Annotated in this window: 22 protein-coding genes; 16 read left to right on the forward strand and 6 right to left on the reverse strand. The window is 57.2% G+C overall.

Annotated features, from left to right (window positions below; translation table 11 throughout):
* The first annotated feature begins 46 nt into the window (after nucleotides 1-46).
* Complete coding sequence (gene glnB, locus ACOTZB_RS11765) at nucleotides 47-385, forward strand: nitrogen regulatory protein P-II (RefSeq protein WP_003860685.1); 339 nt, start codon at nucleotides 47-49, stop codon at nucleotides 383-385.
* A gap of 83 nt (nucleotides 386-468) precedes the next feature.
* Here glnB and hmpA read toward each other — a convergent pair whose 3' ends face one another.
* Entirely contained in the window at nucleotides 469-1,659 is a 1,191-nt protein-coding gene (gene hmpA / locus ACOTZB_RS11770) for an NO-inducible flavohemoprotein (RefSeq protein WP_421627217.1), read from the reverse strand.
* A gap of 304 nt (nucleotides 1,660-1,963) precedes the next feature.
* On the opposite strand from hmpA, the gene glyA reads away from it, so the two are divergent.
* The gene (gene glyA / locus ACOTZB_RS11775) at nucleotides 1,964-3,217 is read left to right on the forward strand and encodes a serine hydroxymethyltransferase (protein ID WP_008502165.1); all 1,254 of its coding nucleotides are present in this window, start codon (nucleotides 1,964-1,966) and stop codon (nucleotides 3,215-3,217) included.
* Between the two features lie 54 nt (nucleotides 3,218-3,271).
* Here the strand turns inward: glyA and ACOTZB_RS11780 are convergent, their stop codons facing one another.
* Nucleotides 3,272-3,694, reverse strand: a complete 423-nt coding sequence (locus ACOTZB_RS11780; RefSeq protein WP_421627218.1) for a DoxX family protein — start codon at nucleotides 3,692-3,694, stop codon at nucleotides 3,272-3,274.
* Nucleotides 3,695-3,867: 173 nt separating this feature from the next.
* Here ACOTZB_RS11780 and ACOTZB_RS11785 point away from each other — a divergent pair, with 173 nt between their 5' ends.
* Nucleotides 3,868-5,013 (forward strand): 3-phenylpropionate MFS transporter, encoded by a 1,146-nt coding sequence (locus tag ACOTZB_RS11785; RefSeq protein ID WP_008502163.1) that lies wholly within the window; start codon nucleotides 3,868-3,870, stop codon nucleotides 5,011-5,013.
* On the opposite strand, the gene csiE is transcribed toward ACOTZB_RS11785, so the two are convergent.
* Nucleotides 5,008-6,285, reverse strand: coding sequence for a stationary phase inducible protein CsiE (gene csiE, locus ACOTZB_RS11790; protein ID WP_421627219.1), 1,278 nt, complete (start codon nucleotides 6,283-6,285; stop codon nucleotides 5,008-5,010). The genes ACOTZB_RS11785 and csiE overlap by 6 nt on opposite strands.
* A gap of 125 nt (nucleotides 6,286-6,410) precedes the next feature.
* Here csiE and ACOTZB_RS11795 point away from each other — a divergent pair, with 125 nt between their 5' ends.
* Together ACOTZB_RS11795 and ACOTZB_RS11800 are read left to right on the forward strand one after the other, a co-directional pair.
* Nucleotides 6,411-7,049 (forward strand): DUF1007 family protein, encoded by a 639-nt coding sequence (locus tag ACOTZB_RS11795; RefSeq protein ID WP_033146226.1) that lies wholly within the window; start codon nucleotides 6,411-6,413, stop codon nucleotides 7,047-7,049.
* Entirely contained in the window at nucleotides 7,040-8,020 is a 981-nt protein-coding gene (locus ACOTZB_RS11800; RefSeq protein ID WP_421627220.1) for a nickel/cobalt transporter, read from the forward strand. Before ACOTZB_RS11795 ends, ACOTZB_RS11800 begins: the two co-directional genes overlap by 10 nt.
* Nucleotides 8,021-8,060: 40 nt before the next feature.
* On the opposite strand, the gene suhB is transcribed toward ACOTZB_RS11800, so the two are convergent.
* A complete protein-coding gene (suhB, locus tag ACOTZB_RS11805) occupies nucleotides 8,061-8,864 on the reverse strand; it encodes an inositol-1-monophosphatase (protein WP_023308828.1) in 804 nt (267 codons plus the stop codon).
* 131 nt (nucleotides 8,865-8,995) lie between these two features.
* Between suhB and trmJ the strand changes: the two genes are divergently transcribed.
* From trmJ to sseB, 11 genes are all read left to right on the forward strand, one after another.
* Complete coding sequence (gene trmJ, locus ACOTZB_RS11810) at nucleotides 8,996-9,721, forward strand: tRNA (cytosine(32)/uridine(32)-2'-O)-methyltransferase TrmJ (protein WP_047652688.1); 726 nt, start codon at nucleotides 8,996-8,998, stop codon at nucleotides 9,719-9,721.
* A gap of 216 nt (nucleotides 9,722-9,937) precedes the next feature.
* The gene (gene iscR / locus ACOTZB_RS11815) at nucleotides 9,938-10,429 is read left to right on the forward strand and encodes a Fe-S cluster assembly transcriptional regulator IscR (protein ID WP_023308826.1); all 492 of its coding nucleotides are present in this window, start codon (nucleotides 9,938-9,940) and stop codon (nucleotides 10,427-10,429) included.
* 119 nt (nucleotides 10,430-10,548) lie between these two features.
* On the forward strand, nucleotides 10,549-11,763 hold the full coding sequence (gene iscS, locus ACOTZB_RS11820) for a cysteine desulfurase (RefSeq protein ID WP_008502157.1): 1,215 nt from the start codon (nucleotides 10,549-10,551) through the stop codon (nucleotides 11,761-11,763).
* A 24-nt stretch (nucleotides 11,764-11,787) separates the two neighbouring features.
* Nucleotides 11,788-12,174, forward strand: coding sequence for a Fe-S cluster assembly scaffold IscU (iscU, locus tag ACOTZB_RS11825; RefSeq protein WP_003860661.1), 387 nt, complete (start codon nucleotides 11,788-11,790; stop codon nucleotides 12,172-12,174).
* A gap of 13 nt (nucleotides 12,175-12,187) precedes the next feature.
* The gene (gene iscA / locus ACOTZB_RS11830; protein ID WP_003860659.1) at nucleotides 12,188-12,511 is read left to right on the forward strand and encodes an iron-sulfur cluster assembly protein IscA; all 324 of its coding nucleotides are present in this window, start codon (nucleotides 12,188-12,190) and stop codon (nucleotides 12,509-12,511) included.
* Nucleotides 12,512-12,590: 79 nt separating this feature from the next.
* Entirely contained in the window at nucleotides 12,591-13,106 is a 516-nt protein-coding gene (hscB, locus tag ACOTZB_RS11835; protein ID WP_119915345.1) for a co-chaperone HscB, read from the forward strand.
* 14 nt (nucleotides 13,107-13,120) lie between these two features.
* Nucleotides 13,121-14,971, forward strand: a complete 1,851-nt coding sequence (hscA, locus tag ACOTZB_RS11840; protein WP_421627221.1) for a Fe-S protein assembly chaperone HscA — start codon at nucleotides 13,121-13,123, stop codon at nucleotides 14,969-14,971.
* A gap of 1 nt (nucleotide 14,972) precedes the next feature.
* Nucleotides 14,973-15,308: an ISC system 2Fe-2S type ferredoxin gene (fdx, locus tag ACOTZB_RS11845; RefSeq protein ID WP_003860652.1), complete on the forward strand. Its 336-nt coding sequence runs from the start codon at nucleotides 14,973-14,975 to the stop codon at nucleotides 15,306-15,308.
* A 1-nt stretch (nucleotide 15,309) separates the two neighbouring features.
* The gene (iscX, locus tag ACOTZB_RS11850) at nucleotides 15,310-15,510 is read left to right on the forward strand and encodes a Fe-S cluster assembly protein IscX (RefSeq protein ID WP_003860650.1); all 201 of its coding nucleotides are present in this window, start codon (nucleotides 15,310-15,312) and stop codon (nucleotides 15,508-15,510) included.
* Between the two features lie 180 nt (nucleotides 15,511-15,690).
* Nucleotides 15,691-16,977, forward strand: coding sequence for an aminopeptidase PepB (gene pepB, locus ACOTZB_RS11855; protein ID WP_047652685.1), 1,287 nt, complete (start codon nucleotides 15,691-15,693; stop codon nucleotides 16,975-16,977).
* A gap of 61 nt (nucleotides 16,978-17,038) precedes the next feature.
* A complete protein-coding gene (sseB, locus tag ACOTZB_RS11860) occupies nucleotides 17,039-17,815 on the forward strand; it encodes an enhanced serine sensitivity protein SseB (protein ID WP_368525409.1) in 777 nt (258 codons plus the stop codon).
* Nucleotides 17,816-17,832: 17 nt separating this feature from the next.
* Here the strand turns inward: sseB and ACOTZB_RS11865 are convergent, their stop codons facing one another.
* On the reverse strand, nucleotides 17,833-18,603 hold the full coding sequence (locus tag ACOTZB_RS11865) for a MurR/RpiR family transcriptional regulator (protein ID WP_368525410.1): 771 nt from the start codon (nucleotides 18,601-18,603) through the stop codon (nucleotides 17,833-17,835).
* Entirely contained in the window at nucleotides 18,603-19,451 is an 849-nt protein-coding gene (gene sseA / locus ACOTZB_RS11870) for a 3-mercaptopyruvate sulfurtransferase (RefSeq protein ID WP_047652682.1), read from the reverse strand. Before sseA ends, ACOTZB_RS11865 begins: the two co-directional genes overlap by 1 nt.
* Between the last annotated feature and the right edge of the window lie 56 nt (nucleotides 19,452-19,507).

The following is a 19,507-nucleotide window of genomic DNA, read 5'->3' on the forward strand; positions in this document are numbered from 1 at the left end:
CAATCGATTACGAGGCAGCTTACAGGCAAGAGTTTAAGGACCCACCATGAAAAAGATTGATGCGATTATTAAACCTTTCAAACTGGATGACGTGCGTGAAGCGCTGGCGGAAGTCGGCATCACCGGGATGACCGTGACGGAAGTGAAAGGTTTTGGTCGTCAGAAAGGCCACACCGAGCTTTACCGTGGCGCAGAGTACATGGTCGACTTTCTGCCGAAAGTAAAAATTGAAATTGTGGTCAGCGACGATATCGTCGATACCTGCGTGGATACCATTATCCGCACGGCGCAGACGGGCAAAATCGGCGACGGTAAAATCTTCGTCTTTGACGTGGCGCGCGTGATCCGTATCCGTACCGGCGAAGAAGACGACGCTGCGATTTAACAATGCCAACGGTTTTGTAGGCCGGGTAAGGCGCTGCCCCTACCCGGCGAAAAAAAAAGCCCCTCTAACGAGGGGCTTTTTTATTACAGAACTTTATGCGGCCCAAAACATTCGTAATGAATGTTGTCTTTGTTCACACCCAGCTCCACCAGCTGCTTCGCGGCATACTGCATAAACGCCACCGGCCCGCAGACGTAGAACTGCATGTCCGGCGCGCTAAACGCACCTTCCATCTGGCTTAAATTCATCAGGCCTTCGCTGTCAAACCGCGCGGCCGCGCGGTCTGCTTCCGTCGGCAGGCGATACCAGGTGTGCGCGGTGAAGCGCGGCAGGGACGCCCCGAGCGTTTTCACTTCATCCGCAAAGGCGTGCACGTCGCCGTTTTCCGCAGCGTGGAACCAGTTGACCTGCGCACCGTGGTTGGCTTTCGCCAGCGTATCGAGCATCGCCAGCATTGGCGTTTGGCCGACGCCCGCAGAGATCAGCGTAACCGGGATATTCGCTTCAACGGCCATGAAGAAATCGCCCGCCGGCGCGGCCAGATGGACCACGTCGCCCACGTTAGCTTCGTTGTGCAGCCAGTTGGAAACCTGACCGCCGTCCTCGCGCTTCACCGCAATGCGGTAGCCTTTACCGTTTGGCTTACGGGTAAGAGAATACTGGCGGATCTCCTGATGCGGGAAACCTTCAGGCTTCAGCCACACGCCCAGATACTGGCCCGGCTGGTAATCGGCAACCGGCTGTCCGTCCACTGGCTCAAATTCAAAGCTGGTAATCAATGCGCTGCGCGGGGTTTTCTCGACGATACGGAACGCGCGCGTCCCTTCCCAGCCGCCATTTTTGCTGGCGTTTTCGCTGTAGATTTGCGCTTCACGGTTGATGAATACGTTTGCCAGCACGCCGTAGGCTTTCCCCCACGCGTCCAGCACCTCCTGGCCCGGGCTGAACATCTCGTCCAGCGTTGCCAGCAGGTGCCCACCCACAATGTTGTACTGCTCGGGTTGGATCTGGAAGCTGGTGTGCTTCTGCGCGATTTTTTCCACCGCGGGCAGCAGTGCCGCCAGATTTTCAATATTGCTGGCGTAGGCCGCGATGGCGTTGAAAAGCGCTTCGCGCTGATCGCCGTTACGCTGGTTGCTCATGTTGAAAATTTCTTTGAGCTCCGGGTTGTGCGTGAACATGCGATCGTAGAAATGGGCGGTGAGTTTAGGGCCGGTTTCCACCAGCAGGGGAATGGTGGCTTTAACGGTGGCGATGGTTTGAGCGTCGAGCATGAGCGCATCCTTCTGATGTGACTTTAATGATGTATTTTAAATGCATCTTATAAAAAATACCCCTGCGTTGTAAATGGTTCTTTGCAAGATGAAAAATATGCATCACAAACCTGAAAAGAAATCCGCTGGAAAGAGGGAGAGCTTTATTCCTCAAACCCTTGCGTGGCGTGCAGGAAAACGTTTGCGTAAAATCGTTTGTCAAGACCTGTTATCACAGAACTAATCAGTTATACTGTTGCCCGTTGTCCAACAGGACTGCCTTTTCAGGCCAAAATTTACTTGTTAGCTGAGTCAGGAGATGCGGATGTTAAAGCGTGAAATGAACATTGCCGATTATGATGCCGAACTGTGGCAGGCTATGGAGCAGGAAAAAGTACGTCAGGAAGAGCACATCGAACTGATCGCCTCCGAAAACTACACCAGCCCTCGCGTTATGCAGGCGCAGGGTTCTCAGCTGACCAACAAATACGCTGAAGGTTACCCGGGCAAGCGCTATTACGGCGGTTGCGAGTACGTTGATATCGTTGAGCAGTTGGCTATCGACCGTGCGAAAGAACTCTTTGGCGCTGACTACGCAAACGTGCAGCCGCACTCTGGCTCTCAGGCTAACTTCGCGGTCTACACCGCGCTGCTGCAGCCGGGCGATACCGTTCTGGGTATGAACCTGGCGCAGGGCGGCCACCTGACTCACGGCTCCCCGGTTAACTTCTCCGGCAAACTGTACAACATCATCCCTTACGGTATTGATGAGTCCGGTAAAATTGACTACGAAGACATGGCGAAGCAGGCTAAAGAGCACAAACCGAAGATGATCATCGGTGGCTTCTCTGCTTACTCCGGTATCGTTGACTGGGCAAAAATGCGTGAAATCGCGGACAGCATCGGTGCTTACCTGTTCGTCGACATGGCGCACGTTGCGGGCCTGATTGCCGCTGGCGTTTACCCGAACCCGGTTCCACACGCTCACGTTGTGACCACCACCACCCACAAAACCCTGGCGGGTCCACGCGGTGGCCTGATCCTGGCGAAAGGCGGTGACGAAGAGCTGTACAAAAAACTGAACTCTGCTGTATTCCCAAGCGCGCAGGGTGGCCCGCTGATGCACGTTATCGCGGCAAAAGCGGTCGCGCTGAAAGAAGCGATGGAGCCTGAGTTCAAGGTTTATCAGCAGCAGGTTGCTAAGAATGCCAAAGCGATGGTGGAAGTGTTCCTGAACCGTGGCTACAAAGTGGTATCCGGCGGTACTGAAAACCACCTGTTCCTGCTGGATCTGGTTGATAAGAACCTGACCGGTAAAGAAGCTGACGCAGCCCTGGGCCGCGCCAACATCACCGTGAACAAAAACAGCGTGCCAAACGATCCGAAGAGCCCGTTCGTGACCTCCGGTATCCGTATCGGTTCTCCGGCCGTAACTCGCCGCGGCTTTAAAGAAGCGGAAGTGAAAGAGTTGGCTGGCTGGATGTGTGACGTTCTGGACAACATCAATGACGAAGCGGTTATCGAGCGCGTCAAAGGTAAAGTTCTGGATATCTGCGCACGCTTCCCGGTATACGCATAATTCATCTGCCTTGCAGAAACAAAAAAGGCCGCACTTGCGGCCTTTTTTTATGGCTTAACGCCGATCGAGGGAAATAGCCCCCGGACCGACAATCGCCAGCAAAATAAAGGCGCCAGCAATACTGACGTTCTTATAGAAGTTAATCATATTCGGCACGACCGCATCACCTGTCATATCCCAGTAGTGGTGCCCAATCACCGCGGTTCCGAGGGTATAGAATACGAACAGTACCGCGAGAGGACGGGTGAAAAAGCCCAGCACGATCAGAATGGCGGCAGGCACTTCCATCACCACCGCAATAATGGCCGCCAGCATGGGCATCGGCGTACCCAGCGAGGTCATATATTGTACGGTGCCGCTAAACCCCGTCAGTTTTGGATAGCCAAAGATGATAAACAGCACGACAAGCGCGATGCGCGCAATCAACAGCAAAAGGTGACGTGACTGACCGAAATCGAAATAACGTAATGAGTTCATGGCAGAAAAACCTCTGCAAGTGGAGTAATTTAAACGTAATACATATTTTCATTCCCTGCCATAAGCCAGACGACTGCACGAAATGTTAAAATCTTGTTAATTTATAGCAGGCTATCGACTTGCTTAATTTTTATATTCTCGCCAGACTATGGCCTCGATTTCGGGAGGGATTCATGGTCTTGCATTCCACGCGCTGGCTGGCGCTCAGTTATTTCACCTATTTCTTTAGCTACGGCATTTTTCTGCCTTTCTGGAGCGTCTGGCTTAAGGGTATCGGCCTGACGCCCGAGACCATCGGTGTCCTGCTCGGGGCCGGGCTGGTGGCGCGTTTCCTCGGCAGCCTGCTGATTGCACCGCGCGTCAGCGATCCCTCCTTACTGATCAAGGCCGTGCGCATTCTTGCGCTGCTGACCCTGGTCTTTGTTGCCTGCTTCTGGGTCAGCCACCAGTTTGCCTGGCTGATGGTGGTGATGGTCGGCTTTAACCTGTTCTTCTCACCGCTGGTACCGCTGACGGATGCCCTGGCGAACACATGGCAAAAGCAGATCACCATGGACTATGGCCGCGTGCGCCTGTGGGGCTCAATTGCCTTTGTGATTGGCTCGGCGCTGGTGGGGAAACTGGTCAGCCTTTACGATTACCGCGCCATTCTCGCCCTGCTGAGTATCGGTATTGCCTCGATGCTGCTGGGCATGCTGCTGCGACCGTCGGTGATGCCGCAAGGGGAGAGCCGCCATCAGGAGAGCGCAGGTTGGCCCGCCTGGCGGAGCCTGGTGGCCCAGAGCTGGCGTTTTCTGGCGTGTGTCTGTCTGCTTCAGGGGGCGCATGCGGCGTACTATGGCTTCAGCGCCATCTACTGGCAGGGGGCGGGATATTCTGCTTCCGCCGTGGGCTATCTGTGGTCGCTGGGCGTGGTGGCCGAAGTCATCATTTTCGCCCTGAGCAAGAAATTATTCCGTCGCTTTGGCGCGCGAGACCTGCTGCTGCTTTCCGCCGTGTGCGGCGTGGCGCGCTGGGGGATTATGGGCTGGACGACCGATCTGCCTTGGCTGATTGTGGCGCAAATTCTTCACTGCGGCACCTTTACCGTGTGCCATCTGGCGGCCATGCGCTATATCGCAGCGCGCGAGGGCGGAGACGTTATTCGTCTGCAGGCCGTCTATTCGGCGGTCGCGATGGGGGGCAGTATCGCGATCATGACGGTCTTTGCCGGGTTCCTCTATCAGCACCTGGGGCATGGCGTCTTCTGGGTGATGGCGCTTGTCGCCTTACCCGCCATCGTTGTTCGCCCTAAAGTGGCCGCTCGCGCCTCGCTATGATTCCAGCATGGCGCGAATATGTTCTTGCTGCTGCGCGTTCAATGTCTCAACGGCATGGATCAGCGGCGGCGAGAACAGCGGCAGGACGGTAGGGTAGGGGGTGATAACCAGCGCGGCCTCGCGCGGTGCCCCCTCTTTCTGGAAAGCCTGCAGCGTTAGATAGCGAATATTAAGCGGCAGCAGCGTCAGCTCGCGAAGCTGCTGTTCAATCAGGTCCTCGGTGGCTTTATCGTCTCCCGTCAGCAGGATCACCTGTTTTTCGTGCAGATCGGTCTCCTGCATCAGCCAGGCACCGAAAATCACCGCGACAAGACTCATCTCTTCATCAGAAAAACGCAGCCCAAACTCCGCTTCCAGCTCAAACAGCGCTTCCTTTGTGGTGCGTAACAGCCGGGGATAAAGGCGATGGATCTCCTCCGGCAGGCTATTGTCGATGCCGATTTCAAACAGCGAGCGGTCCAGCGCCTGAGCCAGATGGATATACAGCTGATCTGTCAGCCCTTGCTCATCGCTGAAGTTCATCCCGGTCTGCGAGCGAAAACGGGCGACCATGCGCACAATGGCCCGGCGCAGACGCTGATCCTGCTGGTGCTTATCAAGCACCGGATCGGGCGTGCGGAGCATCATAAACAGCAGCGCCAGAAACAGCTGTTCATCCCCGTGCGCACCCTGCGGGACGCGCCGTTTCCAGTGACGTACGATCTCCTGGGCCGTAAAATACTCCCCTCTCGACTGGGTCCAGCTGCGCTGCACGTGGGAAAACTGCGGCGTATTCCCGAGCTGGTGCTGAATAAGACAGTATTGCAGATAGAGCTGTAAAAACTGGACGTCGCGGCATTCAAACTGGCGCTGCAGCTTGCGAGAGCAGAAGCCGATCAGCGCCCGCAGGTTCGCATCATCGTAAAGCGGCCGCGCAATGCCGTGTTGTTTAAGCGCGGTTTTTAATGCGGGGGTAAACTGGTGCGAGACAAACTGCGGGCAAAGCCGCAGCGCCCGGCGCAGCCAGTGCAGCAGGCATAAACGCTGATTCAGGGCTGTGCCTTCAATCCGGTAGCTGCCGTCGTGGTGCGTGACGATATCCAGCCGGTGATAGCGCTGGATTTCATCGCGCGTCTCGGCTATATCTTGCCGTGCCATCGCGTCGTCCACGCCGTTAGCAGCGATAATGCTCTGTGCGGTGACGGCAGCATCGGGCAGGTAAAGCATCAAAAGCACCTGGCAGCGGCGCTGCGAACTGGAAAGCACAGATGGAATTTCAAGCGTCGTCATCATCTGTCGGGTATCCAGTGTGAATGTTTGATAAGAATAGCTAAAGGACGAGCGCTGAAAAGCGCGCCGGCAGGCCTTTCACTCAGGATTGCTGGGGAACATCACAGAATTTTTGACGTGAGGAATTGATGCAAACAGTTAAACAAAGTGCGATGGCGTTATTTTTGGCGGTTATCAGCTTCACCGCCAGCGCACACCCTCACAGTTTTATTGACCTCCAGACCGAGCTGGTTACCGACGGCACGCAGCTGAGCGGCCTGAAGATGCGCTGGACGATGGATGAAATCACCTCGGCCGATCTGCTCTACGATGCGGGAAACGCGAAGCCCGGCGATGAAATCTGGAAAAAGCTGGCGGCGGAAGTGATGGCCAACGTGCTGGGCCAGCACTATTTCACCGAGTTCTGGCACAACGGGCAAAAGGTCAAATTTCTGAACCGGCCAACGGAATATGGGATGACGCGTGACGGGCATCAGGCTGTGCTGACGTTTGTGCTTCCGTTGGCACATCCGCAGCCGCTGGCCGGACAAACGTACACGTTTTCCACTTTTGACCCTACCTACTATGTCGATATGCGCTATGACAAAGACGGCGACGTACGATTGCCGGACGCGCTGCAAAAAAACTGCAAAATTGGCGTACACACCCCAAAACCCAGCGAGGAGACGCTGAACTTTGCGGTCTCGCTTGATAAAGAAGATGCCCCACCTGAGGACATGGAGTTGGGTAAACAGTTCGCGCAGGAGGTGACGTTACAATGTCAGTGATCTCCTCTCCGGTTCGAAAACCTCGCCGCTGGCTGCACCTCTGGCCGCTGGTGCTCTTTTTGCTGTTAGCCGTTTGCGGTTCGCTCTGGCTATGGCAGGCCTGGCCGCAGGTCATGATGAAAAGCATTATCTGGCAGCGTGAGGTCAACCAGCAGATGAGCGGTCTGCTGAAGGCGGTGGCGGAGAACCCGACCAAAGCGGGTGGTTCCCTGCTGGCATTCAGCTTTATCTATGGCGTTCTGCACGCGCTGGGGCCGGGGCACGGCAAAATCGTGATAACGACCTGGCTCGCCACCCATCCGTCGAAGCTGAAATCGAGCATCGGCCTGACGCTGGCCTCCTCGCTGCTTCAGGGCGGCGTGGCGATTGCGCTCGTCGTGGTCGTGCTTTCGCTGTTGCAGCTTCCCGCGCGCCAGCTGCACATGAGCAGTTTCTGGCTGGAGAAGGGGAGCTACGCGCTGGTGGGCGTGCTGGGGCTGATCCTCTGCTGGCGGGCGCTGAAAAAGCTGCACGCGCTGCTGCGAAAACCGAAATTCAAAACCTTTACGCCGCGCCACGTTCATGATGAAAACTGCGGCTGCGGGCATCAGCATTTGCCCACGCAGGAACAATTGCAGAACGGTGACGACTGGCGCGCACGGCTGATGATTGTTCTCTCGATGGGCATGCGCCCGTGTTCGGGGGCAATCATGGTGCTGCTGTTCAGCAAGGTGATAGGCGTGTTTGGCTGGGGAATGCTTTCCGCGCTGGCGATGGCGGCAGGAACCTCTCTCACCATTTCGTCTTTAGCGCTGCTGGTTCACAGCTTCCGTCAGCTGGCGGTCAAACTCAGCGGCAATAAAACGCCGGTGCTGTGGCGGCAGGTAGGGTGGACAACGCTTGCGCTGGCGGGCGGAGTGATTCTGCTGGTGGCGGCAGTGACGATGTGGATGAGCGCCGTGCCGGTGGGAAGGGGATTGCGGCCGTTTTAGTTGGGATCCCCTCTCCCACAGGGAGAGGGAATGACCGGGATTAACGCTTCAGCGCATCGCTCAGTTCATCACGCATGTTGGCCAGCATGGCTTTAACAACGCGTGGGTTACCCGCAACGACGTTGCCGGTAGACATATAGTTATGGCCGCCGGTGAAATCACACACGATGGCGCCTGCTTCACGTGCGATCAGCTCGCCCGCAGCAAAGTCCCACGGCTTCAGCGACAGCTCGAAGTAACCGTCAACGCGGCCTGTTGCTACATAGGCCAGATCCAGTGCGGCAGAACCGGTGCGGCGGAAGTCCGCGCATTCGGTGAACAGTTTGCCCAGGATATTCATATAGGTGGTCGCGTGCTGTTTCGCCTTGAACGGGAAACCGGTCGCCAGAATGGTGCCGTCCAGATCGCGTGCGTTGCTGCAGCGCAGACGGTAGCCGTTCAGCTGTGCGCCCTGACCGCGGGTAGCGGTGAACAGTTCATTACGCATTGGATCGTAAACAACGGCGACTTCAGTACGGCCTTTAATGCGTACTGCGATAGACACAGAGAAGTGTGGCAGGCGTTTGACGAAGTTGGTGGTGCCATCCAGTGGATCGATAACCCATTGAACATCCTGATCGGTACCTTCATGTTCACCGCTTTCTTCGGTGATGATGGTGTGCTGCGGGTAAGATTTGCGGATCGTTTCGATAATAATCGCTTCTGCGGCTTTATCGACGTTAGTCACGAAATCATTGCTGCCTTTCTGGCTGGTTTCTACGGAGTCTGGCGTTTCGTAGTGTTTGGCAATTACATTACCCGCCTTGCGCGCTGCGCGCACGGCGATGGTCAGCATCGGATGCATCGGTCTCTCTCACTGGATGTTAAAGAACAGGAAAATCGGCGCAGAGTATAGCAGTGGGATCGGATTATGTCTCCCGTTTATGATAATATGCCGGAATATTCTTTAGACGCTGAATTCAGACATTAAAAATTATGCTGCAAAACATTCGAATCGTGCTGGTCGAAACATCGCACACCGGCAACATGGGCTCCGTTGCCCGCGCTATGAAAACCATGGGCTTAACGAACCTGTGGCTGGTTAACCCGCTGGTGAAACCTGACTCGCAGGCTATCGCCCTGGCGGCAGGTGCCAGCGACGTGATCGGCAACGCCCAGATCGTCGATACCCTTGACGAAGCGCTGGCCGGCTGCAGCCTCGTTGTTGGCACCAGCGCGCGCTCACGCACGCTGCCGTGGCCGATGCTGGATCCGCGCGAATGCGGGCTGAAAAGCGTCTCAGAAGCAGAACAGGCTCCGGTTGCGCTGGTGTTTGGCCGCGAGCGCGTTGGCCTGACCAACGACGAGCTGCAGAAGTGCCACTATCACGTCGCCATCGCGGCGAACCCGGAATACAGCTCGCTGAACCTGGCGATGGCGGTGCAGGTTATTGCCTATGAAGTGCGTATGGCGTGGCTGGCGACGCAGGAGAAACAGGCAGAGCCTAAAGAAGAAACGGCCTACCCGCTGGTGGACGATCTTGAGCGCTTCTACGGTCACCTGGAGCAGACGCTGCTCTCAACCGGCTTTATTCGTGAAGGTCACCCGGGCCAGGTGATGAACAAGCTGCGCCGTATGTTTACCCGCGCTCGCCCGGAAAGCCAGGAGCTGAACATCCTGCGCGGGATTCTGGCGTCGATTGAGCAGAAGAATAAAGAGTAGTGTCGATTTCCCCCTCTCCCCGCGGGAAAGGGCTAGGGTGAGGGCATCAGACCGCACCTGGGTTATGAAGGCACGGAACGTTAAATACCTGACTAAAACAGTCAAGTAAATAGTTGACCATTTTAGTCAGGAATGTCAGACTTGGCCCTGCTATGCAATACCCCCATTTTACAATAAAAAACCCCGGGCAGGGGCGAGTTTGAGGTTAAGTAAGACATGAGACTGACATCTAAAGGGCGTTATGCCGTGACCGCGATGCTGGACGTTGCGCTCAACTCCGAAGCGGGCCCGGTTCCGTTGGCTGATATTTCTGAACGACAAGGGATCTCCCTCTCTTACCTGGAACAGCTGTTCTCCAGACTGCGTAAAAATGGACTGGTTTCCAGCGTTCGTGGCCCAGGCGGCGGTTATCTGCTGGGTAAAGACGCGGGCAGTATTGCAGTTGGTGAAGTGATTAGCGCAGTTGACGAATCCGTTGACGCGACCCGTTGCCAGGGTAAAGGCGGCTGCCAGGGCGGCGATAAGTGCCTGACCCACGCGCTGTGGCGCGATCTGAGCGACCGTTTGACCGGCTTCCTGAACAACATCACCCTCGGTGAGCTGGTGAATAACCAAGAAGTTCTGGATGTCTCTGGTCGTCAGCACGGTCAGGATTCCCAACGCAGCACCCGCGCGCAGGACGCTATCGACGTCAAACTGCGCGCGTAATAAAACGATAAAGATTTCAGAATCAGGCCGGGGCGAAGACTCGCCCCGTGTACTCGGTCGTACATCCAGCCGGTTGCCTGATTCCTTGCATTGAAGCGATGTACGGAGTTTAAAGAGCAATGAAATTACCGATTTATCTCGATTACTCCGCAACCACGCCGGTGGACCCGCGTGTTGCCGAGAAAATGATGCAGTGTCTGACCCTGGACGGAAACTTTGGTAACCCAGCTTCCCGTTCACACCGTTTTGGCTGGCATGCTGAAGAGGCGGTTGATATCGCCCGTAATCAGATTGCTGACCTGGTGGGTGCCGACCCGCGTGAGATTGTATTCACCTCCGGTGCGACCGAATCCGACAACCTGGCGATCAAAGGTGCAGCCAACTTTTATCAGAAAAAAGGCAAGCACATCATCACCAGCAAAACTGAACACAAAGCCGTGCTGGATACCTGCCGCCAGCTGGAACGTGAAGGGTACGAAGTGACTTACCTGGCGCCACAGAGCAACGGGATCATCGACCTGAAAGAGCTCGAAGCGGCCATGCGTGACGACACCATTCTGGTTTCTATCATGCACGTTAACAACGAAATCGGCGTCGTTCAGGACATCGCGACCATCGGCGAAATGTGCCGCGCGCGCGGTATCATCTATCACGTTGACGCGACCCAGAGCGTGGGCAAACTGCCTATCGACCTGAGCCAGCTGAAAGTGGACCTGATGTCCTTCTCCGGCCACAAAATTTATGGCCCGAAAGGGATCGGCGCGCTGTACGTTCGTCGTAAGCCACGTATTCGCATCGAAGCACAGATGCACGGCGGCGGTCACGAGCGCGGTATGCGTTCCGGCACGCTGCCTGTTCACCAGATCGTGGGCATGGGCGAAGCGTACCGCATTGCGAAAGAAGAGATGGAAACCGAGATGGCACGCCTGCGCACGCTGCGTAACCGTCTGTGGGACGGCGTGAAGGATATGGAAGAAGTGTATCTGAACGGCGATCTCGAGCAGGGCGCACCGAACATCCTCAACGTCAGCTTCAACTATGTTGAAGGCGAATCGCTGATTATGGCGCTGAAAGACCTGGCCGTTTCTTCCGGTTCTGCCTGTACGTCTGCAAGCCTGGAGCCATCCTACGTGCTGCGCGCGCTGGGCATGACCGACGAGCTGGCGCACAGCTCTATCCGTTTCTCTTTAGGTCGTTTCACTACCGAAGAAGAGATTGACTACACCATCAAGCTGGTTCGCAACTCCATCGGCCGTCTGCGCGACCTTTCTCCACTGTGGGAAATGTTCAAGCAGGGCGTGGATCTGAACAGCATTGAATGGTCACATCACTAATCGGTACATAAGGAGAATTCAATCATGGCATACAGCGAAAAAGTCATCGATCATTACGAAAACCCGCGCAACGTTGGCTCTTTTGACAACAGCGACGAATCTGTCGGTAGCGGCATGGTTGGCGCACCGGCGTGTGGCGACGTGATGAAGTTGCAGATCAAAGTCAACAATGAAGGTATCATTGAAGACGCGCGCTTCAAGACCTACGGCTGCGGTTCTGCTATCGCGTCCAGCTCCCTGGTCACCGAATGGGTGAAGGGCAAGTCTCTGGACGAAGCACAGGCAATTAAGAACACGGATATTGCTGAAGAACTCGAACTGCCACCGGTGAAAATTCACTGCTCAATTCTGGCAGAAGACGCGATCAAAGCCGCCATTGCGGATTACAAAAGCAAACGTGAAGCAAAATAATTGAGGTTTGAGTATGTCGATTACCCTTAGCGACAGCGCTGCCGCGCGAGTAAGCTCTTTTCTGGCGAACCGTGGTAAAGGCTTTGGCCTGCGACTGGGCGTACGTACCTCCGGCTGTTCTGGTATGGCTTACGTACTGGAGTTTGTTGACGAGCCGGCGTCTGATGACACCGTGTTCGAAGACAAGGGCGTTAAGGTGGTGGTCGATGGCAAAAGCCTGCAATTCCTCAACGGCACTCAGCTGGACTTCGTTAAAGAAGGCCTGAACGAAGGGTTCAAATTCACGAACCCGAACGTCAAAGACGAGTGTGGTTGCGGCGAAAGCTTCCACGTTTAACCGCGCGTCATCCGAAACCCCACCGTGGCTTACCTGCTGCGCGTGGGGTTTGTTCTAACAGGCTACCCCTGAGATTGTTATGGATTACTTCACTCTCTTCGGACTACCCGCTCAATACCCGATTGATCTCCAGGCGCTGACGATCCGTTTTCAGGATCTTCAGCGTCAGTACCACCCGGATAAATTCGCCAGTGGTACTCAGGCAGAACAGCTGGCCGCTGTATCGCACTCTGCGACCATCAACCAGGCCTGGCAGACGCTGCGCCATCCGCTGAGTCGTGCCGAGTACCTGCTCTCGCTCCACGGATTCGATCTGGCTAGCGAACAGCACACCGTGCGCGACACGGCGTTTCTGATGGAACAGCTGGAGCTTCGCGAAGAGCTGGATGAGATTGAACAGGCCAAAGACGAAGCGCGTCTGGAAAGCTTCATCACGCGCGTGAAGGGCATGTTCGATACCCGCCATCAGCAGATGGTGGAGCAACTGAACAACGAGACCTGGGACGTGGCGGCAGACACTGTGCGCAAACTCCGTTTTCTCGATAAACTGCGAAGCAGTGCTGAACAACTCGAAGAAAAGCTGCTCGATTTTTAATTTCGGAAGCAATTATGGCCTTATTACAAATTAGTGAGCCTGGCTTAAGTGCCGCACCGCACCAGCGTCGTCTGGCGGTGGGTATCGATCTGGGCACCACCAATTCCCTCGTGGCGACCGTGCGCAGCGGCCAGGCGGAAACGCTGGCTGACGAGCAGGGCCGCCATCTGCTGCCTTCCGTGGTCCACTACCAGCAGCAGGGTCACGCGGTCGGCTATGACGCCCGCGCCAACGCCGCGCGCGATCCGGCCAACACCATCAGCTCCGTGAAGCGCATGATGGGCCGCTCGCTGACCGATATTCAGACCCGCTACCCGCATCTGCCGTATCAGCTGCAGGCCAGTGAAAACGGCCTGCCGATGATTGCGACCGCGGCCGGTCTGCTGAACCCGATTCGCGTTTCCTCCGACATCCTCAAAGCGCTGGCGGCGCGCGCGACCGCAACGCTCGGCGGCGATCTGGACGGCGTAGTCATTACCGTTCCGGCCTATTTTGACGATGCACAGCGTCAGGGCACCAAAGACGCCGCGCGTCTGGCGGGCCTGCACGTGCTGCGCCTGCTGAACGAACCCACGGCGGCGGCCATTGCCTACGGTCTTGATTCCGGTCAGGAAGGAGTCATTGCGGTTTACGATCTCGGCGGCGGTACCTTTGATATCTCGATCCTGCGCCTGAGCCGCGGGGTGTTTGAAGTGCTGGCGACCGGCGGGGATTCCGCGCTGGGCGGCGATGACTTCGACCATCTGCTGGCGGATTACATTCGCGAGCAGGCGGGCATCAGCGATCGCAGCGATGCGCGCGTCCAGCGTGAACTGCTGGATGCGGCGATTGACGCCAAAATCGCCCTGAGCGATGCGCAGACGGTTACCGTAAACGTTGTGGGCTGGCAGGGTGAGATCGCCCGCGACCAGTTCAGCGATCTGATTGCCCCGCTGGTGAAGCGCACCCTGCTGGCCTGCCGTCGCGCATTGAAAGATGCGGGCGTTGAGGCGAACGAGGTGCTGGAAGTGGTCATGGTGGGCGGTTCGACCCGCGTGCCGCTGGTGCGCGAGCGCGTGGGCGAATTCTTTGGCCGCACGCCGCTCACCTCCATCGACCCGGACAAAGTGGTTGCCGTGGGCGCCGCAATCCAGGCCGATATTCTGGTCGGCAACAAGCCGGACAGCGAAATGCTGCTGCTGGACGTCATTCCGCTGTCGCTGGGTTTAGAAACCATGGGCGGCCTGGTGGAGAAAGTGATCCCGCGTAACACCACCATTCCGGTGGCGCGCGCGCAGGAGTTCACGACCTTCAAAGACGGCCAGACCGCGATGTCCATCCACGTAATGCAGGGCGAACGCGAGCTAGTGCAGGACTGCCGCTCTCTGGCGCGCTTTGCGCTGCGCGGCATCCCGGCGCTGCCTGCGGGTGGGGCGCATATTCGAGTCACCTTCCAGGTGGATGCGGACGGCCTGCTGAGCGTCACCGCGATGGAAAAATCCACCGGCGTGGAATCGTCCATCCAGGTGAAGCCGTCCTACGGCCTGACCGATGGCGAAATCGCCTCCATGATTCAGGATTCAATGAGCTACGCCGAGCAGGATGTGAAGGCGCGTATGCTGGCTGAACAAAAAGTTGAAGCCGCCCGCGTGCTGGAGAGCCTGAACGGCGCGCTCGCTGCCGATGCCGCGCTGTTAAGCGCCGCTGAGCGCCAGGTGATTGACGACGCTGCCGCGCATTTAAGCGCAGTAGCAGAAGGCAATGACGCTGACGCAATAGAAGAAGCCATTAAAAACGTTGATAAACAAACCCAGGACTTTGCTGCTCGCCGCATGGACAAATCTGTCCGCGTCGCGCTGAAAGGCCAGTCCGTGGACGAGGTTTAATATGCCAAAGATTGTTATTTTGCCTCATGCGGACCTCTGTCCGGATGGCGCTGTTCTGGAAGCGAAGACCGGTGAAACCATTCTCGATGTTGCCCTGCGTGCAGGTATCGAAGTGGAACACGCCTGTGAAAAATCCTGTGCCTGCACCACCTGCCACTGCATCGTGCGTGAAGGTTTTGATTCTCTCGCTGAGAGCACCGAAGACGAAGACGACATGCTGGATAAAGCATGGGGCCTGGAGCCAGACAGCCGCCTGAGCTGCCAGGCGGCGGTGACCGATGAAGATCTGGTCGTGGAGTTCCCACGCTACACCATCAACCACGCACGCGAGCATTGATATGGGACTGAAGTGGACAGACAGCCGTGAAATCGGCGAAGCGCTCTACGACGCGAACCCGGATCTCGATCCGAAGACCGTACGATTCACCGACATGCATCAGTGGATCTGCGATTTAGAGGATTTCGACGACGATCCAAACGCATCCAATGAAAAAATTCTGGAGGCGATTCTGTTAGTCTGGTTAGATGAAGCAGAATAATTTCCACGTCATGCTTCACGTTGCCGATGCGTTGGCTGCGCTTGTTCACCCCGGTCACAGAGTTATCTCTGCTCCCGGGGATTCACTCGCTTGCCGCCTTCCTGCAACGCGAATCATTTAGTGGAAAGAGACTCTATGGGCTGCCTTCAGGCGGCCCGTTTGCTAATAAGGATAAATAAAATGACCGAAGCGATGAAGATTACGCTCTCTACGCAGCCAGCCGATGCGCGCTGGGGCGAGAAAGCCAGCTACAGCATCAACAATGACGGCATAACCCTGCACCTGACGGGCAACGACGATTTGGGTCTGATCCAGCGCGCCGCGCGTAAAATTGACGGCCTGGGCATTAAGCATGTCTCCCTGGAAGGCGAAGGCTGGGACACCGACCGCAGCTGGGCATTCTGGGCAGGCTACAAAGGGCCGAAAGGCACCCGCAAAATTGAGTGGGCGAACCTCGACGAAGCCGGTCAGAAAGAGCTGGAAAGCCGCCTGCAAATCATCGACTGGGTGCGCGACACCATCAACGCCCCGGCGGAAGAGCTTGGTCCGGAGCAGCTGGCGCAGCGCGCGGTTGACCTGCTGTGCGGCGTGGCCGGCGACAAGATGTCCTATCGCATTACCAAAGGTGAAGACCTGCGCGAGCAGAATTACATGGGCATCCACACCGTGGGCCGTGGTTCCGAGCGCCCTCCGGTCCTGCTGGCTCTGGATTACAACCCAACCGGCGATAAAGCGGCGCCGGTCTTTGCCTGCCTGGTCGGGAAAGGCATCACCTTCGACACCGGCGGCTACAGCCTGAAGCAGAGCGCGTTCATGGACTCCATGAAGTCCGACATGGGCGGCGCGGCAACCATCACCGGCGCGCTGGCGTTTGCCATCACTCGCGGTCTGAACAAGCGCGTGAAGCTGTATCTGTGCTGCGCGGACAACATGGTGAGCGGTAACGCCTTCAAGCTGGGCGACATCATTCGCTATCGCAACGGCAAAAACGTCGAAGTGATGAACACCGACGCCGAAGGCCGTCTGGTGCTGGCCGATGGCCTGATCGACGCGTCTGCCCAGAAGCCAGAGCTAATTATCGACATGGCGACCCTGACCGGCGCGGCAAAAACCGCCCTGGGTAACGACTACCACGCGCTATTCAGCTTCGACGACAAGCTGGCCGCTCGCCTGCTGGCAAGCGCCGCTGCGGAAAACGAGCCGTTCTGGCGTCTGCCGCTGGCCGAGTTCCACCGCAGCCAGCTGCCGTCCAACTTTGCCGAGCTGAACAACACCGCGAGCGCGGCGTACCCGGCGGGTGCAAGCACGGCGGCAGGCTTCCTGTCCCACTTCGTTGAGAACTACCACGAAGGCTGGCTGCACATCGACTGTTCCGCAACGTACCGTAAAGCGGCAGTTGAGCAGTGGTCCGCGGGCGCGACCGGTCTGGGCGTGCGTACCGTGGCGAACCTGCTGACGGCTGAGTAATCGTTATTGCCCTCTCCCCTCTCCCAGGGGGAGAGGGGGAAATGCATCATCTGGAATTGTTATGTCCGAAACCAAAAACGAATTAGAAACCCTGCTGGAGCAGGCGGCGACCGAGCCCGCCCACCGTCCGGCATTTTTCCGCACGCTGCTGGAATCTACCGTCTGGGTGCCGGGCACCGCGGCGGAAGGTGAGCAGGTTGTCGAAGACAGCGCGCTGGATCTGCTGCACTGGGAGAAAGACGACGGCAGTTCGGTGATCCCGTTCTTTACCTCGCTGGAGGCCCTGCAGGAAGCGGTAGAAGACGAACAGGCGTTCGTAGTGATGCCGGTGCGTACCCTGTTTGAAATGACGCTGGGCCAGACGCTGTTCCTTAACGCGAAGCTGCCGACCGGGAAAGAGTTTACGCCGCGTGAAATCAGTCATCTGATAGGTGAAGAGGGCAACCCGCTCAGCACCCAGGAAGTGCTGGAAGGGGGCGAAACGCTGCTGCTGTCTGAAGTGGCCGAGCCGCCCGCGCAGATGATTGATTCCCTGACGACGCTGTTCAAAAGCCTGAAACCGGTTAGACGCGCGTTTCTCTGCTCCATTAAAGAACGCGCGGACGAGCATCCGGTTCTGCTGATTGGTATTGAGGCGGACGGCGATATCGACGAAATCATTCAGGCCGCGGGAAGCGTGGCGACCGACACGCTGCCGGGCGATGAGCCGATTGATATCTGCCAGGTGAAGAACGGCGAGAAGGGCATCAGCCACTTTATTACCGAGCACATCACCCCGTTCTACGAGCGTCGCTGGGGCGGCTTCCTGCGCGATCTCAAAACTAACCGCATCATCTGATTACGGCGGGGTGAATATCACCCCGTTGCTTCCAGCAGCAGTAAATCCATCAGCAGCACCAGATTCGACTCAAACGACGTCACCCCCGCGGCTTCGGCGGCGAAGTGTACCGCTTCGTCATAGAGGGCAAAATGCACGTCCGCCATCCCCGCCAGCGTGTTGGCCGAGGCGCGGGTAAACGCGACGATCGTCATGCCAACGTTTTTTGCAATTCGCGCTTTATCCAGCACCTGCTCCGTTTCGCCGCTGCGCGAGACGGCAATAAACACCTGATAGCGGGCGGCGTTGCTGAGAAAAATGTTCCGGCTGTCACCCGGTCCGGAGATAAACGCCGTTTTGCCCAGCACCTGCAGCTTCTTGGTCAGGTACTCCGCAAAGAGATAGGAAAACCCGGCCCCGTAGAGAAAGAAGCTCTCTTTCTGGCGCAGCAGGTCGGCAAACTGCTGGCGCTTCTCCTGCGTGACCCACTGGAAGGTGTGCTGATAGTTGGCGATAAACTGATTAAACAGCGCCGGGAGTTCAGGAGGAGATTGCCCCTGAACGGCAATATGCGGCGTGTCGGAGAGCAGCTGCTTGCAGTGCCAGATAAACTCGCTAAAGCCGCTGAACCCCAGCTTCTGGCACAGCCGCATGATGGTGGCGGTAGAAACAAACGTCGCCTGCGCCAGCTCGCGTACCGTGATGTTGCCCACCAGCAGCGGATGCTCCGTGAGGTGAGCGAGGACGCGATACTCCGCGCGGGTCAGCGACGCACCGCGCGTTAACAGCGTGGTCAGGCGATTATCCATTATTTCGCCGGTTCAACCGGCAGGTCGTCACGCGCGCCCCATTCGCTCCAGGCGCCGTCGTATAGCGTGACGTCGTTCGCGCCGAGCGTGGCGAGCGCCAGGATCACCACGCAGGCCGTGACGCCGGAGCCACAGCTGGCAATAATCGGACGGTGTAAATCAACGCCGGCACGGTCAAAAATGGCGCGCAGCTCGTCGGTGGTTTTCAGCTCGCCCTCAAACACCAGATCGCCCCACGGCACGTTCAGCGCGCCCGGAATATGTCCGCGCTTCAGCCCCGGACGGGGTTCGTCCGCTTCGGCATTGAAGCGAGGCGCTGGACGGGCATCGACGATTTGCGCCGTTTTTTCATGGCTCACGACCAGCACGTCGGTCAGGCGTTTTACCACGTGGGTGTCAAAGGTCGCGTCGAATTCACCTTCCGGCAGCGTTACGTCACCCTGCTGAAGCGGCAGCTCGTCGCGCTTCCAGCCCGCCAGCCCGCCGGCAAGAATCGAGACTTTTTCCACGCCGAAGTTTTTCAGCATCCACCACGCGCGCGGCGCGGAGAAGAGGTTACCTTCATCATAGACAACGAGGTGTTTGTCTTTGCTGACGCCCAGCTCGCGCATCGCCACGGAAAACGCTTCCGGGCGCGGCAGCATGTGCGGCAGGGGAGAGTTGTGATCGGAGAGGGTTTCAATATCAAAAAATACCGCGCCAGGCAGGTGCCCGGCACGGTATTCCGCGACCATATCGCGAAGGTGTTCCTGCCCAGCCGGGGCCATACGCGCGTCAATAATCTGAACTTCCGGATCGTCACCGTGCTCAATCAGCCAGTCGGCGGCGACAAAATATGAGGTGGACATGGGTTGCCTCCATTCTTTTCCGTAAAAAAGGATTGTCGGTGTTTTTTCTGACACCG

This window comes from Enterobacter cloacae complex sp. SHL020, from assembly GCF_049236945.1.
GTDB classification, from domain to species: domain Bacteria; phylum Pseudomonadota; class Gammaproteobacteria; order Enterobacterales; family Enterobacteriaceae; genus Enterobacter; species Enterobacter dykesii.

What these genes read in the sequence shown, in the direction of transcription:
- iscA (WP_003860659.1), top strand. Translation starts at nt 12,188, where the DNA reads ATGTCGATTACCCTTAGCGACAGCGCTGCCGCGCGAGTAAGCTCTTTT.
- ACOTZB_RS11865 (WP_368525410.1), bottom strand. Translation starts at nt 18,603, where the DNA reads ATGGATAATCGCCTGACCACGCTGTTAACGCGCGGTGCGTCGCTGACC.
- sseB (WP_368525409.1), top strand. Translation starts at nt 17,039, where the DNA reads ATGTCCGAAACCAAAAACGAATTAGAAACCCTGCTGGAGCAGGCGGCG.
- iscR (WP_023308826.1), top strand. Translation starts at nt 9,938, where the DNA reads ATGAGACTGACATCTAAAGGGCGTTATGCCGTGACCGCGATGCTGGAC.
- pepB (WP_047652685.1), top strand. Translation starts at nt 15,691, where the DNA reads ATGACCGAAGCGATGAAGATTACGCTCTCTACGCAGCCAGCCGATGCG.
- hmpA (WP_421627217.1), bottom strand. Translation starts at nt 1,659, where the DNA reads ATGCTCGACGCTCAAACCATCGCCACCGTTAAAGCCACCATTCCCCTG.
- glnB (WP_003860685.1), top strand. Translation starts at nt 47, where the DNA reads ATGAAAAAGATTGATGCGATTATTAAACCTTTCAAACTGGATGACGTG.
- ACOTZB_RS11800 (WP_421627220.1), top strand. Translation starts at nt 7,040, where the DNA reads ATGTCAGTGATCTCCTCTCCGGTTCGAAAACCTCGCCGCTGGCTGCAC.
- sseA (WP_047652682.1), bottom strand. Translation starts at nt 19,451, where the DNA reads ATGTCCACCTCATATTTTGTCGCCGCCGACTGGCTGATTGAGCACGGT.
- ACOTZB_RS11795 (WP_033146226.1), top strand. Translation starts at nt 6,411, where the DNA reads ATGCAAACAGTTAAACAAAGTGCGATGGCGTTATTTTTGGCGGTTATC.
- iscU (WP_003860661.1), top strand. Translation starts at nt 11,788, where the DNA reads ATGGCATACAGCGAAAAAGTCATCGATCATTACGAAAACCCGCGCAAC.
- ACOTZB_RS11780 (WP_421627218.1), bottom strand. Translation starts at nt 3,694, where the DNA reads ATGAACTCATTACGTTATTTCGATTTCGGTCAGTCACGTCACCTTTTG.
- glyA (WP_008502165.1), top strand. Translation starts at nt 1,964, where the DNA reads ATGTTAAAGCGTGAAATGAACATTGCCGATTATGATGCCGAACTGTGG.
- fdx (WP_003860652.1), top strand. Translation starts at nt 14,973, where the DNA reads ATGCCAAAGATTGTTATTTTGCCTCATGCGGACCTCTGTCCGGATGGC.
- csiE (WP_421627219.1), bottom strand. Translation starts at nt 6,285, where the DNA reads ATGATGACGACGCTTGAAATTCCATCTGTGCTTTCCAGTTCGCAGCGC.
- ACOTZB_RS11785 (WP_008502163.1), top strand. Translation starts at nt 3,868, where the DNA reads ATGGTCTTGCATTCCACGCGCTGGCTGGCGCTCAGTTATTTCACCTAT.
- iscS (WP_008502157.1), top strand. Translation starts at nt 10,549, where the DNA reads ATGAAATTACCGATTTATCTCGATTACTCCGCAACCACGCCGGTGGAC.
- hscA (WP_421627221.1), top strand. Translation starts at nt 13,121, where the DNA reads ATGGCCTTATTACAAATTAGTGAGCCTGGCTTAAGTGCCGCACCGCAC.
- hscB (WP_119915345.1), top strand. Translation starts at nt 12,591, where the DNA reads ATGGATTACTTCACTCTCTTCGGACTACCCGCTCAATACCCGATTGAT.
- trmJ (WP_047652688.1), top strand. Translation starts at nt 8,996, where the DNA reads ATGCTGCAAAACATTCGAATCGTGCTGGTCGAAACATCGCACACCGGC.
- suhB (WP_023308828.1), bottom strand. Translation starts at nt 8,864, where the DNA reads ATGCATCCGATGCTGACCATCGCCGTGCGCGCAGCGCGCAAGGCGGGT.
- iscX (WP_003860650.1), top strand. Translation starts at nt 15,310, where the DNA reads ATGGGACTGAAGTGGACAGACAGCCGTGAAATCGGCGAAGCGCTCTAC.